This window comes from Pseudomonas sp. S35 (genome assembly GCF_009866765.1).
Classification (GTDB): domain Bacteria; phylum Pseudomonadota; class Gammaproteobacteria; order Pseudomonadales; family Pseudomonadaceae; genus Aquipseudomonas.
The window spans coordinates 5,038,864-5,055,609 of sequence record NZ_CP019431.1 but is presented as its reverse complement, the minus strand read 5'-3'; the positions used below and the strand labels follow the sequence as shown (position 1 = coordinate 5,055,609).

Below are 16,746 nucleotides of genomic sequence, written 5' to 3'. Positions count from 1 at the left end.
AAGAAGTTGTCGCTTGGCGGCAAGGCCGCTCTGAAAACTGTCCTTACAATCCCTGCATCGCCCGCCAGTTCCAGGCAGGCGTTCCTCTTCAGGAGACTCCGATGTCCGTTGAGCAAGCCCCGGTGCAACGTGCCGATTTCGACCAGGTCATGGTTCCCAACTACGCCCCTGCTGCGTTCATCCCCGTGCGCGGCGCAGGTTCGCGCGTATGGGACCAGGCGGGTCGCGAGCTGATCGACTTTGCCGGCGGCATCGCGGTCAACGTATTGGGCCACGCCCATCCGGCGCTGGTCGGTGCATTGACCGAGCAGGCCAACAAGCTGTGGCACGTCTCCAACGTCTTCACCAATGAGCCGGCCCTGCGCCTGGCCCATAAGCTGATCGACGCCACGTTTGCCGAGCGCGTGTTCTTCTGCAACTCGGGCGCTGAGGCCAACGAGGCCGCGTTCAAGCTGGCCCGCCGTGTGGCGTTCGACCGTTTCGGCAGCGAGAAGTACGAGATCATCGCCGCGCTGAACAGCTTCCACGGCCGTACCCTGTTCACCGTCAACGTCGGTGGCCAGTCCAAGTATTCCGATGGCTTCGGTCCTAAAATCACCGGCATCACCCACGTTCCGTATAACGACCTGGCCGCGCTGAAAGCCGCCGTGTCGGACAAGACCTGCGCCGTGGTCCTGGAACCGATCCAGGGCGAAGGCGGCGTACTGCCGGCCGAGCTGGCTTACCTGCAAGGTGCCCGCGAACTGTGCGACGCCAACGACGCGCTGCTGGTGTTCGACGAAGTGCAAACCGGCATGGGCCGCAGCGGCCACCTGTTCGCCTACCAGCATTACGGCGTGGTGCCCGACATCCTCACCAGCGCCAAGAGCCTGGGCGGTGGTTTCCCCATCGCCGCGATGCTCACCACTGAGGCGCTGGCCAAGCACCTGGTGGTCGGCACCCACGGCACCACCTACGGCGGCAACCCGCTGGCGTGCGCGGTGGCCGAAGCGGTGATCGACGTCATCAACACCCCTGAAGTGCTGGCCGGCGTCAACGCCAAGCACGACCAGTTCAAGGCGCGCCTGGAACAGATCGGCAAGCAATACGGCATCTTCACCGAAGTGCGCGGCATGGGCCTGTTGATCGGCTGTGTGCTCAGCGATGCCTTCAAGGGCAAAGCCAAGGACGTGTTCAACGCGGCCGAGAAAGAAAACCTGATGATCCTGCAAGCCGGCCCGGACGTGGTGCGTTTTGCGCCGAGTTTGGTGGTGGAAGACGCGGATATCAACGAAGGCCTGGATCGCTTCGAACGTGCTGTGAAGACCCTGACCCAAGCCTGATTGGCCCGCCGGGATCAAATGTGGGAGGGGGCAAGCCCCTCCCACATTGGAATTTGCTCTACAAGGGGATAGGTGTTGTTTCCAGGCCTGTCCGGTAATTTTTTCCTATGAGTTCTAGAGTTAAGGAGTGACACCATGCTGGTGATGCGCCCCGCGCAAATGGCTGATCTGGGCGAGGTACAGCGTCTGGCTGCGGACAGTCCGATTGGTGTCACCTCCTTGCCGGATGATGTGGAACGCCTGAGCGACAAGATCGCCGCCAGCGAAGCCTCCTTCGCGGCCGAGGTGAGTTTCAACGGTGAAGAAAGCTATTTCTTCGTGCTCGAAGACACCGAGACCGGCAAGCTCGCCGGCTGCTCGGCCATCGTTGCATCGGCCGGCTACTCGGAACCCTTCTACAGTTTTCGTAACGAGACCTTTGTGCACGCCTCTCGCGAGCTGAAGATCCACAACAAGATCCACGTGCTTTCCCAGTGCCACGACCTCACCGGCAACAGCCTGCTCACCAGCTTCTACGTAGTGCCTGAGCTGGTCGGTTCGCCGTGGTCGGAACTCAATTCCCGTGGCCGCCTGCTGTTTGTCGCCAGCCACCCCGAGCGCTTTGCCGACTCGGTGGTGACCGAAATTGTCGGCTACAGCGACGAGAACGGTGATTCACCGTTCTGGGACGCCATCGGTCGCAACTTCTTCGACCTCAACTACGCCGCCGCCGAGCGCCTGTGCGGGCTTAAAAGCCGCACCTTTCTCGCCGAGCTGATGCCCCATTACCCGATCTACGTGCCGCTGTTGCCGGACGAAGCTCAAGAGGCAATGGGCCAAGTGCACCCGCGTGCGCAGATCACCTTCGACATCCTGATGCGCGAAGGCTTCGAGACCGACCATTACATCGATATCTTCGACGGTGGCCCGACGCTGCACGCACGGGTCTCGGGCATTCGCTCCATCGCCCAGAGCCGCGTGGTGCCGGTGAAGATCGGCGAGATGGTCAAGGGCGTCGGCCGCCAGTACCTGGTGAGCAACGCGCAGTTGCAGGATTACCGCGCGGTGATGCTGGAACTGGACTACGCGCCGGGTAAACCGGTGACGTTGGACCTCGCAGCGGCCGAAGCCCTGGGTGTTGGCGAAGGCGCGAGTGTGCGCCTGGTAGCGGTTTAAAAAGAGAGTTTCGCGGGTGGCTGACAACAGCGGCCCGTTCGAGGAGATAGCATGATCGTTCGTCCCGTACGCAGCAGCGATTTACCGGCCCTGATTGATCTGGCGCGCAGCACCGGCACCGGCCTTACTACCTTGCCGGCCAACGAAGAGCGCCTGACCCATCGCGTGGGCTGGGCGGAAAAAACCTTTCGCGGCGACGCCGGGCGCGGTGATGCCGACTACCTGTTCGTGCTGGAAAACGACGAAGGCCGCGTGGTGGGCATTTCTGCCATTGCTGGCGCCGTGGGCCTGCGCGAGCCTTGGTACAACTTCCGGGTCGGCCTGACGGTCAGCGCCTCCCAGGAGCTGAACATCTACCGCGAAATTCCGACGTTGTTCCTGGCCAACGACCTCACCGGCAATTCCGAGCTGTGCTCGTTGTTTTTGCACGCCGACTACCGCACCGGTCTTAACGGCCGCATGCTGGCCAAGGCGCGCCTGTTGTTTATCGCTGAGTTCCCGCAGTTGTTCGGCAACAAGATCATTGCCGAGATGCGTGGCGTGTCCAACGATGCCGGGCGCTCGCCGTTCTGGGAGAGCCTGGGCCGCCATTTCTTCAAGATGGAATTCAGCCAGGCCGACTACCTCACCGGCGTGGGCAACAAAGCGTTTATCGCTGAGCTGATGCCCAAGTTTCCGCTGTATAGCTGCTTCCTGTCCGAAGATGCGCGCAACGTGATCGGCAAGGTCCACCCGGACACCGAGCCAGCGCTGAGCATGCTCAAGAGCGAAGGCTTCAGCTACCAGGGCTATGTCGATATCTTCGACGCCGGCCCGGCGGTGGAGTGTGAAACCAGCAAGATCCGTGCAGTGCGCGACAGCCAGTCGTTGGTGCTCGCCATTGGCACGCCGGGGGACGACGCCACGCCGTTCCTGATCCATAACCGCAAGCGCGAAGACTGCCGCATCACCGCCGCGCCGGCCCGCCTGGCCGCAGGCACCCTAGTGGTTGATCCACAGACCGCCAAACGCCTGCAACTGGTGGTGGGCGATCAAGTGCGCGCCGTACCGTTGTCCGCTGCTCGGGAGTCGAAATAATGAATTCGCTGTACATCGCAGGTAGCTGGCTGGCAGGCCAGGGTGAGCTGTTTGAATCGCGCAACCCGGTGACCCAAGACGTGCTGTGGGCGGGTAATGGCGCCACCGCCGAGCAGGTCGAGTCCGCCGTGCAGGCCGCACGCCAAGCGTTCCCAGGCTGGGCCCGGCGCTCGCTGGAAGAGCGCATCAGCGTGCTGGAAGCCTTCGCCGCGGCCCTGAAAAACCGTGCCGATGAGATCGCTCGCTGCATCGGTGAGGAAACCGGCAAGCCGCTGTGGGAGTCGGCCACCGAAGTTACCAGCATGGCCAACAAGATTGCGATCTCGGTGCAAAGCTATCGCGAACGCACCGGCGAGAAGAGCGGCCCCCTGGGCGACGCCACCGCCGTCCTGCGCCACAAGCCCCACGGGGTGGTGGCGGTGTTCGGTCCTTACAACTTTCCGGGACACTTGCCCAACGGGCATATCGTTCCGGCGTTGCTGGCGGGCAATACCGTGTTGTTCAAACCGAGCGAGCTGACCCCCAAAGTCGCCGAACTGACCGTGCAATGCTGGATCGAAGCCGGCCTGCCGGCCGGCGTGTTGAACCTGCTGCAAGGCGCGCGGGAAACCGGTATCGCGCTCGCCGCCAACCCTGGCATCGACGGCTTGTTCTTCACCGGTTCGAGCCGCACCGGCAATCACCTGCACCAGCAGTTCTCCGGGCGCCCGGACAAGATCCTGGCCCTGGAAATGGGCGGCAACAACCCGCTGGTGGTGGACGAAGTGGCCGACGTGGATGCGGCGGTCTACACCATCATCCAGTCGGCGTTTATCTCTGCCGGCCAACGCTGCACGTGCGCCCGTCGCCTGTTGGTGCCGCAAGGCGCTTGGGGCGATGCCCTGCTGGCACGTTTGGTGGCGGTGAGCGCGACGATTGAAGTGGGCGCGTTCGACCAGCAACCGCCACCGTTCATGGGCTCGGTGATTTCCCTGGCGGCGGCCAAAGCCTTGATGGACGCCCAGGAGCTGATGCTGGCCAATGGCGCTGTCGCGCTGCTGGAAATGACCCAGCCACAGGATCAGGCAGCCTTGCTGACCCCAGGCATCATCGACGTGACGGGCGTGACCGAGCGCGAAGACGAAGAACTGTTCGGCCCGTTGTTGCAGGTGATCCGCTACGCCGATTTCGCCGCGGCAATTGCCGAGGCCAACAACACCCAGTACGGCCTGGCCGCGGGTTTGCTGTCGGACTCCGAAGCGCGTTACCAGCAGTTCTGGCTGGAGAGCCGCGCCGGGATCGTCAACTGGAACAAACAGCTGACCGGCGCCGCCAGCACCGCGCCGTTTGGTGGGGTAGGGGCCTCGGGCAACCATCGCGCCAGTGCGTATTACGCGGCGGACTATTGCGCGTACCCGGTGGCGTCGTTGGAAACGCCGAGCCTCGTCGTTCCAGCAACACTGACCCCCGGTATTACGCTGATCTAAATGTGGGAGGGGCTTGCCCCCGATGGCGGTGTGTCAGTCTCTGATTTATCAACGGACAGCCCGCTATCGGAGGCAAGCCTCCTCCCACACTGGATTTGTGGTGTGTTGAAGAATTGTGATGCCTATAAAAACAGATGTTCGTGGAGCCTCGCCGATGAAATCCTATGAAGTCAATTTTGACGGTCTAGTGGGGCCGACCCATAACTACGGCGGTTTGTCCTTTGGCAACGTCGCGTCCCAGAGCAACAGCCAGCAGCATTCCAACCCCAAGGAAGCCGCGTTGCAGGGCCTGCAAAAAATGAAAGCCCTGATGGACATGGGCTTTGTGCAAGGTGTGCTGGCGCCCCAGGAGCGCCCTGATGTGGCAGCCCTGCGCAGCCTCGGTTTCAGCGGCACGGATGCCCAGGTGATCCAGCAGGCGGCCAAGCATGCGATGCCTTTGCTGGTGGCAAGCTGCTCGGCGTCGAGCATGTGGGTGGCCAACGCCGCCACCGTCAGCCCGAGCGCCGACACGTCGGATGGCCGCGTGCATTTCACCGCCGCCAACCTCAACTGCAAATACCACCGCAGCATCGAACACCCCACCACCAGCCGCGTGCTGGGGGCGATGTTTGCCGATGGCAAGCACTTTGCCCACCACGCCGCGTTGCCGGCGGTGGCGCAGTTCGGCGACGAAGGCGCGGCCAACCACACGCGTTTCTGCCGGGAATATGGCGAAGCGGGCGTGGAGTTTTTTGTGTTCGGCCGCAGCGCATTCGATCCTCGTTATCCGGCTCCGCAGAAATACCCGGCACGCCAGACCCTCGAAGCCTCCCAGGCCGTTGCGCGCCTGCATGGCCTGAAGGACGACGGTGTGGTCTACGCCCAGCAGAACCCGGCAGTGATCGACGCCGGCGTGTTCCACAACGACGTGATCGCAGTGGGTAACGGCGAAGTGCTGTTCTATCACGAGGACGCGTTCCTCAATACCGAGCAGATGCTTGCCGAACTGCAGGGCAAGTTGGGTAAGCTGGGCGGCAACTTCCAGTCGGTGTGCGTGCCGCGCGCGCTGGTCAGCGTCGAGGACGCGGTGCGTTCCTACCTGTTCAACAGCCAGTTGCTGAGCCGCGCCGATGGCTCGATGCTGCTGATCGTGCCGCAAGAGTGCCGCGCCAATGAACGCGTCTGGAACTACCTGCAAGGCCTGATCGCTTCTGGTGGGTTGATCCGCGAAGTAAAGGTGTTCGACCTCAAGCAAAGCATGCAGAACGGCGGCGGCCCAGCGTGCCTGCGTTTGCGCGTGGCCTTGAACGAAACGGAACTGGCGGCGGTGAACCCAGGGGTTATCATGACCGCGCCGTTGTACGACACCCTGACCCAATGGGTCGACAAGCACTACCGCGACAGCCTGCGCGAAAGCGATCTGGCTGACCCGCAATTGCTGCTTGAGTGCCGGACGGCACTGGATGAACTGACGCAAATCCTTAAACTGGGCGCGGTTTATCCTTTCCAGATCAATTAACGCCACCTCAATTTACACCCTACGGCTGAGAACTATTTATGACCACCGACACCCTGAAGCTGATCCTTGAAGACACTGACGGCACCCAGCTGGAAACCTCCTGCACCCGCGTTGCCGTCGTGTGGCAGGGCAAGGAAATCTGGATCCAGCACGACGGCCGTGGCCAGTTGCTGATCGGCGTGGACGTTGAAGAAGGCGACGCCGAATACGCCAACCTGCTGATGCGCCCATTGGCCACCAACCTGATGAGCCTGCAACTGGAAATGGAACCGGCCGACGTTGAAGGTGATGACGACGACCACGTCCACGGCCCAGGCTGCAACCACTAAGGAAGCTACATATGCTCGCCCTCGGCAAATTGCTTGAACTGACCCTCGCCGGTCGTGAACCGGCGCAAAAAATTCAATCGACTGTCGACGGCGTGCAGATGCGTTGGCTCAGCGAGGGTGCGCTGGAAGTGCGCCCGCCGCAGGCCCGGGACAACGGCAGCGACCTGCTGCTGTCGTCCGGCATTCATGGCAACGAAACCGCGCCGATCGAGTTGCTCGACCGCTTGTTGCATGGCATTGCCCGTGGGGAGATCAAGCCCCGCAACCGTATTCTGTTCCTGTTCGGCAACCCCGAGGCCATGCGGCGCGGCGAGCGCTACCTCGAACTGGACGTCAACCGGCTGTTCAACGGCCGTCACGAACAAAACATCGGCCCTGAAGCCATGCGCGCCGCCGAGCTTGAACAGTTGGCCCGCAGCTTCTTCAGCCAGCCTGGCCGTTCGCGCCTGCATTACGATTTGCACACGGCTATCCGGGGCTCGAAGATCGAACAGTTCGCCCTGTACCCGTGGAACGAGGGGCGCCAGCATTCGCGCCACGAGCTCGCGCGCCTGCGCGCAGCGGGTATGGAAGCCGTGCTGTTGCAGAACAAAACCTCAATCACCTTCTCGGCGTTTACCTACGAGCAACTGGGCGCCGAGGCCTTCACCCTGGAGTTGGGCAAGGCGCGGCCATTCGGGCAGAACCAAGGGGTGGATGTCTCGCGCCTGGAGCTGCGTCTGACGCAGATCATCGAAGGCACCGAGCCTGATACCGACAACCTGGACGGGTTGAAACTGTTCGCCGTGGCGCGGGAAGTCATCAAGCACAGCGATGCGTTCCTGCTGCACCTGCCGGCAGACGTGGAAAACTTTTCGGAATTGGAAAAGGGTTATCTGCTGGCCGAAGACGTTGCCAAGACACGCTGGGTGATCGAGGAGGAGGGCGCACGCATCATCTTCCCCAACCCGAAGGTGAAGAATGGCTTGCGGGCAGGGATATTGATTGTGCCGACCACGGATGCTGGCCTGGCCTGAATCCCAAGGCTTACCGGGATCCAAATGTGGGAGGGGGCAAGCCCCCTCCCACATTTTGTTTGGCGGTGTTGCTTAGACCGCTACAGCACGTGGCTCGCTGCGACGGATCGCCCGCACCTTGTGCAGGGTATCAGCGCAAGTCTTGGCGGCTTCCTGGCCCTTGTGCACAAAGTGATCGTGGAAGAACGCGTGATGCTCGCTGCCCGCGTGGAAGTGGTGCGGCGTCAGCGACACCGAAAACACCGGCACTTCAGTCTCCAACTGCACCTGCATCAGGCCGCTGACCACCGACTGGGCGACGAATTCGTGACGGTAGATCCCACCGTCCACCACCAGCGCGGCGGCAACGATACCGGCGTAACGGCCGGTCTTGGCCAGCAGCTTGGCGTGCAGGGGCATTTCAAAGGCGCCGCCGACTTCGAAGAAATCGATATCCGATTCCTGGTAGCCCTGGGCGATCATTTCGGCGAGGAAGCCTTTACGGGATTGGTCGACAATATCCTTGTGCCAGCAGGCCTGGATAAACGCGACGCGCTCGCCGTGATGGTTTTTGCTTTTGCTGTCGATTGCGGTGGGTTGCATGTTCTGACTCCTGTTTAAGAAAAAAACAGGGCGTTATGAATCGAATGGGATTTAAGGGTACGCATGCGTCAACAGGCGCGCGGCCCTTAGGTGCCAATCCCGTTCTCTCTTCATCCGGACTATGACCGTCGGCCCCGGGATCACACCGGGTCTGCTGACCTTGTCGCCGTCCTGCGTGAGCAGTTCGAGGCGCCAAGCGCTCGCGGGCTATACACATTGCGTGTAATTACCGCCGGTGGGGAATTACACCCCGCCCTGAGAACGTTGCCACCAGAACCCTGGCGGCGGAGAGTTTTTAACATGGTTTTTCGAAAACTGCACCACCATCGTATCGATAGGCTATATCGGTTTGTTTGGTTGGTATTCGATTGAATGCGCACGGGGCTTGATATTCCGTGGCGTTGCCCGCAGTAATCACCTTCAAAAGGAACTTATCAAACCCTCAGAGGCTTGCTTCATGTCTGTGATCGACCTGCGCAGCGACACCGTGACCCAACCCACCCCCGGCATGCTTGACGCGATGGCGTCCGCCGTCAGCGGCGACGACGTGTATGGCGAAGACCCCAGCGTCAACCACTTGGAAGCCGAAGTGGCCAGGCGCCTGGGGTTCGAGGCGGCGTTGTTCGTGCCGACCGGCACCATGAGCAACCTGCTGGCGTTGATGGCTCACTGTGAGCGCGGCGAGGAATACATCGTTGGCCAGCAGGCCCACACCTACAAATACGAAGGCGGTGGCGCGGCCGTGCTGGGTTCGATCCAGCCGCAACCGCTGGAGGTGCAGGCAGATGGCTCCCTGGATTTGAACCACGTACTGGAGGCAATCAAGCCAGACGATTTCCACTTCGCCCGCACCCGCTTGCTCGCGCTGGAAAACACCATGCAGGGCAAAGTGCTGCCCCTGGAATACCTGGCCCAGGCGCGGGCGTTTACCCGTGAACATGGCTTGGCGCTGCATTTGGACGGTGCGCGAATCTACAACGCAGCGGTCAAGCTGGGGGTGGATGCGCGGGAGATCGCCCAGCATTTTGATTCGGTGTCGGTGTGCCTGTCCAAGGGCCTCGGTGCACCCATCGGCTCGGTGTTGTGCGGTTCCACGGCGTTGATCGCCAAGGCCCGGCGCCTGCGCAAGATGGTCGGCGGCGGCATGCGCCAGGCCGGCTCCCTGGCGGCGGCGGGGTTGTATGCTCTGGATCATCAGGTGCAGCGCCTGGCCGACGACCACGCCAATGCCCGGTGGCTCGGTGATGAACTGCGCAAGGCCGGCTATACGGTGGAGCCGGTACAGACCAACATGGTCTACGTGCACATAGGTGACCAGGCCCAGGCCCTGAAGGCGTTTGCCGCCGAGCGCGGGATCAAGTTGAGCGCCGCGCCACGCCTGCGCATGGTCACTCATTTGGATGTCAGCCGGGCGCAGATCGAGCAGGTGCTTGCGGCATTCGTCGAATTTTCGCGCAAATGATCGTGCAGACCGTCTAATTGAGCCTCTCTATCGCATAAACACGCTGTACCACCGGCAAAGGGCCGATATAATGCGGCCTTTTGCCGTCGCTCCGTCTGATGATGTTGCGCACTGGCCTTTGGCCGCAGCCTCCGTGGAAGAACCTAATGAAAAGCGCAGAAATCCGTGAAGCCTTCCTTCGCTTCTTCGAAGAGCAAGGTCACACCCGTGTCGCCTCCAGCTCCTTGATCCCAGGCAATGACCCCACCCTGCTGTTCACCAACGCGGGGATGAACCAGTTCAAGGACTGCTTCCTGGGCCAGGAAAAGCGCGCTTACACCCGCGCCACCAGCAGCCAGAAGTGCGTCCGCGCCGGCGGCAAGAACAGCGACCTGGAAAACGTCGGCTACACCGCCCGCCACCACACCTTCTTCGAAATGCTGGGTAACTTCAGCTTCGGTGACTATTTCAAGAAAGACGCGATTACCTTCGCCTGGACCTTCCTGACCGGCGTGCTGAAGCTGCCCAAGGAAAAACTCTGGGTTACCGTCTACGCGACGGACGACGAAGCGTATGACATCTGGACCCAACAAATCGGCGTGCCTGAAGAACGCATGATCCGCATCGGCGACAACAAAGGCGCGCCGTATGCTTCCGATAACTTCTGGACCATGGGCGACACTGGCCCGTGCGGCCCTTGCACCGAGATCTTCTACGACCACGGCGCCGATATCTGGGGTGGCCCGCCGGGCTCGCCGGAAGAAGACGGCGACCGTTACATCGAGATCTGGAACAACGTATTCATGCAGTTCAACCGCACCGCCGATGGCGTGTTGCATCCGCTGCCAGCACCGTCGGTCGACACCGGTATGGGCCTGGAGCGGATCAGTGCGGTGATGCAGCACGTTCACTCCAACTATGAAATCGACCTGTTCACCAACCTGCTGAGCGCCTCGGCGGCGGCCATTGGTTGCGCCAATGAAAGCCAGTCTTCGCTCAAGGTAGTGTCGGACCACATCCGTTCCTGCGGCTTCCTGATCGCCGACGGTGTGTTGCCGTCCAACGAAGGCCGTGGCTATGTGCTGCGCCGTATCATCCGTCGCGCCTGCCGTCACGGTAACAAGCTGGGCGCCACCGGCAGCTTCTTCTACAAGATCGTCGCCGCGCTGGTCGCCGAGATGGGCGAAGCGTTCCCGGAGCTCAAGCAGCAGCAGGGCAACATCGAGCGCGTGCTCAAGGCCGAAGAGGAGCAGTTCTCCAAGACCCTGGAACACGGCCTCAAGATTCTGGAACAGGACCTGGCTGAGCTCAAAGGCACCGTGGTACCGGGCGATGTGGTGTTCAAGCTGTACGACACCTATGGCTTCCCGATGGACCTGACTGCCGACATCGCCCGTGAGCGCGAGCTGACCATCGATGAGGCCGGTTTTGAGCGTGAGATGGAAGCCCAGCGCGTGCGTGCGCGTTCGGCCAGCTCTTTTGGCCTGGACTACAACACCCTGGTCAAGGTTGATGTGCCGACCGAGTTCACCGGCTACAGCGCCACCGTGGGCTCGGCCAAAATCGTTGCCCTCTATAAAGATGGCAAGTCGGTCGACGTTCTGAATGAAGGTGATGAGGCGGTTGTGGTCCTGGACCGGACGCCGTTCTACGCCGAGTCGGGCGGCCAGGTCGGTGACTGTGGTTTCCTGAGTTCGACCTCGGGTCGTTTTGAAGTGCGCGACACCACCAAGACCGGCGGTGCGTTCCTGCATCACGGCGTGCTGGTGCTGGGCAACCTCACGATCGGCGCGCCGGTCGACACCCAGGTCGATGCTGACGTACGTCATGCCACCGCACTGAACCACTCGGCTACTCACTTGCTGCACGCTGCATTGCGCCAAGTGCTGGGCGAGCACGTACAGCAGAAAGGTTCGTTGGTGGATAGCCAGCGCCTGCGTTTCGACTTCAGCCACTTCGAAGCGATCAAGCCGGAGCAGATCAAGGCCCTGGAAGACATCGTCAACGCACAAGTGCGCAAGAACACCCCGGTTGAAACTGAAGAAACCGACATCGAGACCGCCAAGGCCAAAGGCGCCATGGCGCTGTTCGGCGAGAAGTACGGCGACAACGTGCGCGTCCTGAGCATGGGTGGCGACTTCTCGGTGGAGCTGTGTGGCGGTATCCACGCCAACCGCACTGGCGACATCGGCCTGCTGAAGATCATCAGCGAAGGCGGTGTGGCCTCCGGTGTGCGGCGTATCGAGGCCGTGACCGGTGCTGCGGCCCTGGCCTACCTCAATGCGGCCGAAGAACAACTCAAGGAAGCGGCAAGCCTGGTCAAGGGCAGCCGCGACAACCTGATCGACAAGCTGTCTGCCGTGCTGGAGCGCAACCGTGCGCTGGAAAAACAGCTGGAGCAGTTGCAAGCCAAGGCGGCCAGCGCGGCGGGCGACGATCTGTCGGCCTCGGCAGTGGACGTCAAGGATGTGAAGGTCCTGGCGGTGCGTCTGGACGGTCAGGACGGCAAGGCGCTGTTGGCCTTGGTCGATCAGTTGAAGAACAAGCTCGGCCGCGCAGTGATCCTGCTCGGCAGTGTCCATGAGGATAAGGTCGTTCTGGTTGCCGGTGTAACCAAAGACCTGACTGGCCAACTCAAGGCCGGTGATTTGATGAAGCAAGCCGCTGCGGCAGTGGGCGGGAAGGGCGGTGGTCGTCCGGACATGGCGCAAGGCGGTGGTGTAGACGCTGGCGCCCTGGATGCGGCCCTGGCCCTGACCGTGCCGTTTGTCGAGGCAGGCATTTAAGGCGCCGTTAACGGGCTCGTGGTCTAGTCGCGGGCTTGTCCGGTGCTGGTTGATTGGATATTTAGGCGCCCCTTTACGGGCTGAGGCGGCTTGGAAATGGCTTTGATCGTACAGAAATTTGGAGGCACCTCGGTCGGCTCTGTCGAAAGAATCGAGCAGGTGGCCGACAAGGTTAAGAAGTTCCGCGATGCCGGGGATGACCTGGTGGTGGTGCTGTCGGCCATGAGCGGCGAGACCAATCGCCTGATCGAGCTGGCCAAGGCAATCAGTGGCGACCAGCAACCGCTCCCGCGTGAGCTGGATGTGATCGTGTCTACCGGTGAGCAGGTGACCATCGCCTTGCTGGCCATGGCCCTGAACAAACGTGGTGTGCCGGCGGTGTCCTACACGGGCAGCCAGGTGCGCATCCTCACCGACAGCGCGCACACCAAGGCGCGCATTCTGCAGATCGACGATCAGAAAATTCGCACTGATCTGAAGGCCGGCCGCGTGGTAGTTGTAGCTGGGTTCCAAGGTGTGGATGAGCACGGCAACATCACCACCCTCGGGCGTGGCGGTTCGGACACCACCGGCGTGGCCCTGGCAGCGGCTCTCAAGGCCGATGAATGCCAGATCTACACCGATGTGGACGGTGTCTACACCACAGACCCGCGCGTCGTGTCCGTGGCCCAGCGCCTGGACAAGATCACCTTCGAAGAGATGCTGGAAATGGCCAGCCTCGGTTCCAAGGTGTTGCAGATCCGTGCGGTGGAGTTCGCCGGCAAGTACAACGTTCCGCTGCGCGTATTGCACAGCTTCAAAGAGGGTCCGGGCACCCTCATTACTATTGATGAAGAGGAATCCATGGAACAGCCGATCATTTCCGGCATCGCTTTTAACCGCGATGAAGCCAAGCTGACGATCCGTGGCGTGCCAGACACCCCGGGCGTGGCTTTCAAGATTCTCGGCCCTGTCAGCGATGCGAATGTTGAAGTCGACATGATCGTGCAGAACGTCTCGCACGATAACACCACCGATTTCACCTTCACCGTGCACCGCAACGAGTACGATGCGGCATTGAAAATCCTGGAGAACACCGCGAGCGAAATTGGCGCCCGTGAAGTGGTCGGCGATACCAAGATTGCCAAGGTGTCGATCGTGGGTGTGGGCATGCGTTCCCACGCCGGCGTTGCCAGTCGCATGTTTGGGGCGCTGGCCAAGGAAAGCATCAACATCCAGATGATCTCCACCTCGGAAATCAAAGTCTCGGTGGTGATCGAAGAGAAGTACCTGGAACTGGCGGTACGCGCGCTGCACACCGCGTTCGAGTTGGACGCTCCGGCCCGACAGGGCGAGTGATGTAATGCCAGGAAGGCGCGGGATACCGCGCCTTTCCTTTTTTTGTAGGGCGCATGGTCTTTTGCGTGTGCTCGACAATACTTAGGCCGTTAGGGCTATGACCTTGGGGTTGTAGGTCGAACGCCTTTTTTTTGCAGACTGTTGTTCCTGAAATGAAATGCGTGAGGAGAAAGGTATGCTGATTCTGACTCGTCGGTGCGCAGAAAGCCTGATTATCGGTGATGGCGAAATCACCGTGACCGTGCTCGGCGTCAAAGGCAATCAAGTACGTATCGGGGTTAATGCTCCGAAAGAGGTAGCGGTCCACCGCGAGGAAATCTACCTGCGGATCAAGAAAGAGAAGGACGAAGAACCAAGCCTTTAATTTTTATCGTTTTTTATGTTTGCAAACGGGGAAGAACGTGGTTAATATACGCCCCGTGTTGCGGAGAGCTGGCCGAGTGGCCGAAGGCGCTCCCCTGCTAAGGGAGTACACCTCAAAAGGGTGTCGGGGGTTCGAATCCCCCGTTCTCCGCCATTATTTGCTTAGTACGTTGCAATCTGGTTTTTTCGTTAAGTTGTTGAAATTAAACGAAAAAATAGCTTTACATAGAGATTGAACGGCCTATAATGCGCGGCAACAAATGCACTCGTAGCTCAGCTGGATAGAGTACTCGGCTACGAACCGAGCGGTCACAGGTTCGAATCCTGTCGAGTGCACCATTTAAGAGTTAGTTGCAGTAATGCAGGTGGCTTGGCTTCAACCAGTTGTGATCTGGTCTAAAAACACAATCTGCACTCGTAGCTCAGCTGGATAGAGTACTCGGCTACGAACCGAGCGGTCACAGGTTCGAATCCTGTCGAGTGCACCATACAAACAAAAAGCCCGCCTAGTGCGGGCTTTTTGCCGTCTGGGGTTTGTGTCGGGCTTTATCTTTTTCTCCTTCCTTATGTGTTTTCCATTCGGGCAGTGGCGTCGCAGTTCATAGATGCGGCCAATACTCAGCTTTGGCTCGCAAGCGCTTGTTCTTTCCAGTTTTTTGACGTTAAAGACGGCTGGGCGGTGTATCATTGCGCCCGTCAGCCCCGCCGGGGCTTGTGGAATACCTCCATGGACTTACCCAGTAGTTACTCAGTACCCCGCTTTACCAATCATGAATTGACTGATTGATCCTTCCGGCGTGCCCCGCTGCTGGGAGTGGAGTTCGCCTATGACCGAAGTAGAAGTAAAGAAAACACAAGACAGCCTGCAGGATCGCCTGGCTCAAGTCATCGAGCTGCTGCAGCGCCAGCGTGTGGTCGAAGACCTTACGCACCGCCAGGACGGTCCGCATCAGGACCGCGTCGAAAACCTGGTTCACCGGCAAAACCTCGTCGAGTTGCAACGCAAGCTCGATGATCTGCACTCCGCCGACGTCGCCTATATCCTTGAAGCCTTGCCGCTCGATGATCGACTGGCCCTTTGGCAGTTGGTCAAGGCTGATCGCGACGGCGACATCCTGCTCGAAGTATCCGATTCGGTTCGTGAAACCCTGATCGCCGACATGGACGATCACGAGCTCCTGGCTGCTGCCAAGGAGATGGACGCAGACGAACTGGCGGACCTGGCCCCTGAGTTGCCCCGTGATGTTGTCCATGAGCTGATGGAGGCCCTCGACGGCCAGCAGCGTGAGCGTGTGCGCTCCGCGCTGTCCTACGACGAGGACCAGGTCGGCGCCCTGATGGACTTCGAGATGGTCACCATCCGTGAAGACGTCAGCCTGGAAGTGGTATTGCGCTACCTGCGCCGGCTCAAAGAGTTGCCGAGCCATACCGACAAACTGTTCGTGGTCGACTACGAAGGCATTCTCAAGGGCGTGCTGCCGATCAAGCGGCTGCTGGTCAACGATCCGGAGAAAAGGGTTGCTGACCTGATGGCCAGCGATACCGTGAGTTTTCATCCGGACGAAGATGCCTACGATGCGGCTCAGGCGTTTGAGCGTTACGACCTGATCTCCGCGCCTGTGGTCGACAAGAACGGCAAGCTGATCGGCCGTCTGACCATCGACGAAATCGTCGACTTGATTCGTGAAGAGAGTGAAACCGAAGTCCTCAACATGGCAGGTTTGCGTGAAGAGGAAGATATTTTTGCTTCAGTCTGGCGCTCGCTGCATAACCGCTGGGCCTGGCTGGCGGTCAACCTGATCACGGCGTTTATCGCCTCTCGTGTGATCGGGCTGTTTGAAGGCTCCATCGAAAAGCTGGTGGCGTTGGCGGCGTTGATGCCAATTGTGGCGGGTATCGGCGGCAACTCCGGTAACCAGACCATCACCATGATCGTGCGCGCTATGGCATTGGACCAGGTGAGCACTGCCAACTCCTCGCGTCTACTGCGCAAGGAGCTCGCGGTGGGCCTGATCAACGGTCTGGTATGGGGCGGTGTGATTGGGGTGGTGGCCTACTTGCTGTATGGCAGTTGGTCCTTGGGGGTGGTGATGACTGCCGCCATGACCCTCAACCTGCTGCTGGCCGCGCTGATGGGGGTGCTGATCCCCATGACCCTGGCTCGCCTCGGGCGCGACCCAGCCATGGGCGCCAGCGTGATGATCACGGCCATGACCGACAGCGGTGGCTTCTTCATCTTCCTGGGCCTGGCGACGATCTTCCTGCTCTGATCCCTTCTGACGGGGGCAAGTCTGCCCCCGTCTCGAATTATCTTTCTAAGTTCCAGGCAAAAAAAAGCCAGCACGCGGCTGGCTTCGGCTTTCAGTTGCA

At 60.6% G+C, this 16,746-nt stretch carries 13 protein-coding genes, 3 tRNA genes and 1 riboswitch; of the genes, 15 read left to right on the top strand and 1 reads right to left on the bottom strand.

All coding sequences use genetic code 11. The features are described 5' to 3' along the window. Window positions 1-101 precede the first annotated feature (101 nt). From PspS35_RS22650 to astE, 7 genes are all read left to right on the top strand, one after another. Complete coding sequence (locus PspS35_RS22650) at window positions 102-1,322, top strand: aspartate aminotransferase family protein (protein ID WP_159936870.1); 1,221 nt, start codon at window positions 102-104, stop codon at window positions 1,320-1,322. Window positions 1,323-1,457: 135 nt separating this feature from the next. Continuing rightward, window positions 1,458-2,477 carry an arginine/ornithine succinyltransferase subunit alpha gene (aruF, locus tag PspS35_RS22645; protein ID WP_003175655.1) on the top strand — a complete coding sequence of 340 codons (1,020 nt, stop codon included), beginning with the start codon at window positions 1,458-1,460 and terminating at the stop codon, window positions 2,475-2,477. Window positions 2,478-2,528: 51 nt separating this feature from the next. After that, window positions 2,529-3,554, top strand: a complete 1,026-nt coding sequence (astA, locus tag PspS35_RS22640) for an arginine N-succinyltransferase (RefSeq protein WP_060757323.1) — start codon at window positions 2,529-2,531, stop codon at window positions 3,552-3,554. Next, complete coding sequence (gene astD / locus PspS35_RS22635; protein WP_174244888.1) at window positions 3,551-5,020, top strand: succinylglutamate-semialdehyde dehydrogenase; 1,470 nt, start codon at window positions 3,551-3,553, stop codon at window positions 5,018-5,020. Before astA ends, astD begins: the two co-directional genes overlap by 4 nt. A 154-nt stretch (window positions 5,021-5,174) precedes the next feature. Next, window positions 5,175-6,521: an N-succinylarginine dihydrolase gene (astB, locus tag PspS35_RS22630; protein ID WP_159936868.1), complete on the top strand. Its 1,347-nt coding sequence runs from the start codon at window positions 5,175-5,177 to the stop codon at window positions 6,519-6,521. A 38-nt stretch (window positions 6,522-6,559) separates the two neighbouring features. Further along, a complete protein-coding gene (locus PspS35_RS22625; RefSeq protein ID WP_003214319.1) occupies window positions 6,560-6,850 on the top strand; it encodes a hypothetical protein in 291 nt (96 codons plus the stop codon). A gap of 11 nt (window positions 6,851-6,861) precedes the next feature. Beyond that, the gene (astE, locus tag PspS35_RS22620; protein ID WP_159936867.1) at window positions 6,862-7,866 is read left to right on the top strand and encodes a succinylglutamate desuccinylase; all 1,005 of its coding nucleotides are present in this window, start codon (window positions 6,862-6,864) and stop codon (window positions 7,864-7,866) included. Between the two features lie 72 nt (window positions 7,867-7,938). Here astE and PspS35_RS22615 read toward each other — a convergent pair whose 3' ends face one another. Continuing rightward, on the bottom strand, window positions 7,939-8,448 hold the full coding sequence (locus PspS35_RS22615; protein WP_101272595.1) for a 6,7-dimethyl-8-ribityllumazine synthase: 510 nt from the start codon (window positions 8,446-8,448) through the stop codon (window positions 7,939-7,941). Between the two features lie 97 nt (window positions 8,449-8,545). Next, a riboswitch (FMN riboswitch) is annotated at window positions 8,546-8,715 on the bottom strand. 190 nt (window positions 8,716-8,905) lie between these two features. Here PspS35_RS22615 and ltaE point away from each other — a divergent pair. From ltaE to mgtE, 8 genes are all read left to right on the top strand, one after another. Further along, window positions 8,906-9,910 (top strand): low-specificity L-threonine aldolase, encoded by a 1,005-nt coding sequence (gene ltaE, locus PspS35_RS22610; protein ID WP_159936866.1) that lies wholly within the window; start codon window positions 8,906-8,908, stop codon window positions 9,908-9,910. Window positions 9,911-10,056: 146 nt separating this feature from the next. Continuing rightward, window positions 10,057-12,675 (top strand): alanine--tRNA ligase, encoded by a 2,619-nt coding sequence (gene alaS / locus PspS35_RS22605; protein WP_159936865.1) that lies wholly within the window; start codon window positions 10,057-10,059, stop codon window positions 12,673-12,675. Between the two features lie 96 nt (window positions 12,676-12,771). Continuing rightward, entirely contained in the window at window positions 12,772-14,013 is a 1,242-nt protein-coding gene (locus tag PspS35_RS22600; protein WP_159936864.1) for an aspartate kinase, read from the top strand. Between the two features lie 175 nt (window positions 14,014-14,188). Next, complete coding sequence (gene csrA / locus PspS35_RS22595; protein ID WP_003175645.1) at window positions 14,189-14,377, top strand: carbon storage regulator CsrA; 189 nt, start codon at window positions 14,189-14,191, stop codon at window positions 14,375-14,377. Between the two features lie 62 nt (window positions 14,378-14,439). Continuing rightward, a tRNA-Ser gene (locus PspS35_RS22590) sits at window positions 14,440-14,530 on the top strand. A gap of 108 nt (window positions 14,531-14,638) precedes the next feature. Then, a tRNA-Arg gene (locus PspS35_RS22585) sits at window positions 14,639-14,715 on the top strand. Window positions 14,716-14,787: 72 nt separating this feature from the next. Further along, window positions 14,788-14,864: transfer RNA gene (locus tag PspS35_RS22580), tRNA-Arg, on the top strand. Window positions 14,865-15,203: 339 nt separating this feature from the next. Further along, window positions 15,204-16,646, top strand: a complete 1,443-nt coding sequence (gene mgtE / locus PspS35_RS22575; RefSeq protein WP_159936863.1) for a magnesium transporter — start codon at window positions 15,204-15,206, stop codon at window positions 16,644-16,646. Window positions 16,647-16,746 lie beyond the last annotated feature (100 nt).

Coding starts and splice junctions, on each gene's coding strand:
- PspS35_RS22650 (WP_159936870.1), top strand. CDS start 102: ATGTCCGTTGAGCAAGCCCCGGTGCAACGTGCCGATTTCGACCAGGTC.
- aruF (WP_003175655.1), top strand. CDS start 1,458: ATGCTGGTGATGCGCCCCGCGCAAATGGCTGATCTGGGCGAGGTACAG.
- astA (WP_060757323.1), top strand. CDS start 2,529: ATGATCGTTCGTCCCGTACGCAGCAGCGATTTACCGGCCCTGATTGAT.
- astB (WP_159936868.1), top strand. CDS start 5,175: ATGAAATCCTATGAAGTCAATTTTGACGGTCTAGTGGGGCCGACCCAT.
- PspS35_RS22625 (WP_003214319.1), top strand. CDS start 6,560: ATGACCACCGACACCCTGAAGCTGATCCTTGAAGACACTGACGGCACC.
- astE (WP_159936867.1), top strand. CDS start 6,862: ATGCTCGCCCTCGGCAAATTGCTTGAACTGACCCTCGCCGGTCGTGAA.
- PspS35_RS22615 (WP_101272595.1), bottom strand. CDS start 8,448: ATGCAACCCACCGCAATCGACAGCAAAAGCAAAAACCATCACGGCGAG.
- ltaE (WP_159936866.1), top strand. CDS start 8,906: ATGTCTGTGATCGACCTGCGCAGCGACACCGTGACCCAACCCACCCCC.
- alaS (WP_159936865.1), top strand. CDS start 10,057: ATGAAAAGCGCAGAAATCCGTGAAGCCTTCCTTCGCTTCTTCGAAGAG.
- PspS35_RS22600 (WP_159936864.1), top strand. CDS start 12,772: ATGGCTTTGATCGTACAGAAATTTGGAGGCACCTCGGTCGGCTCTGTC.
- csrA (WP_003175645.1), top strand. CDS start 14,189: ATGCTGATTCTGACTCGTCGGTGCGCAGAAAGCCTGATTATCGGTGAT.
- mgtE (WP_159936863.1), top strand. CDS start 15,204: ATGACCGAAGTAGAAGTAAAGAAAACACAAGACAGCCTGCAGGATCGC.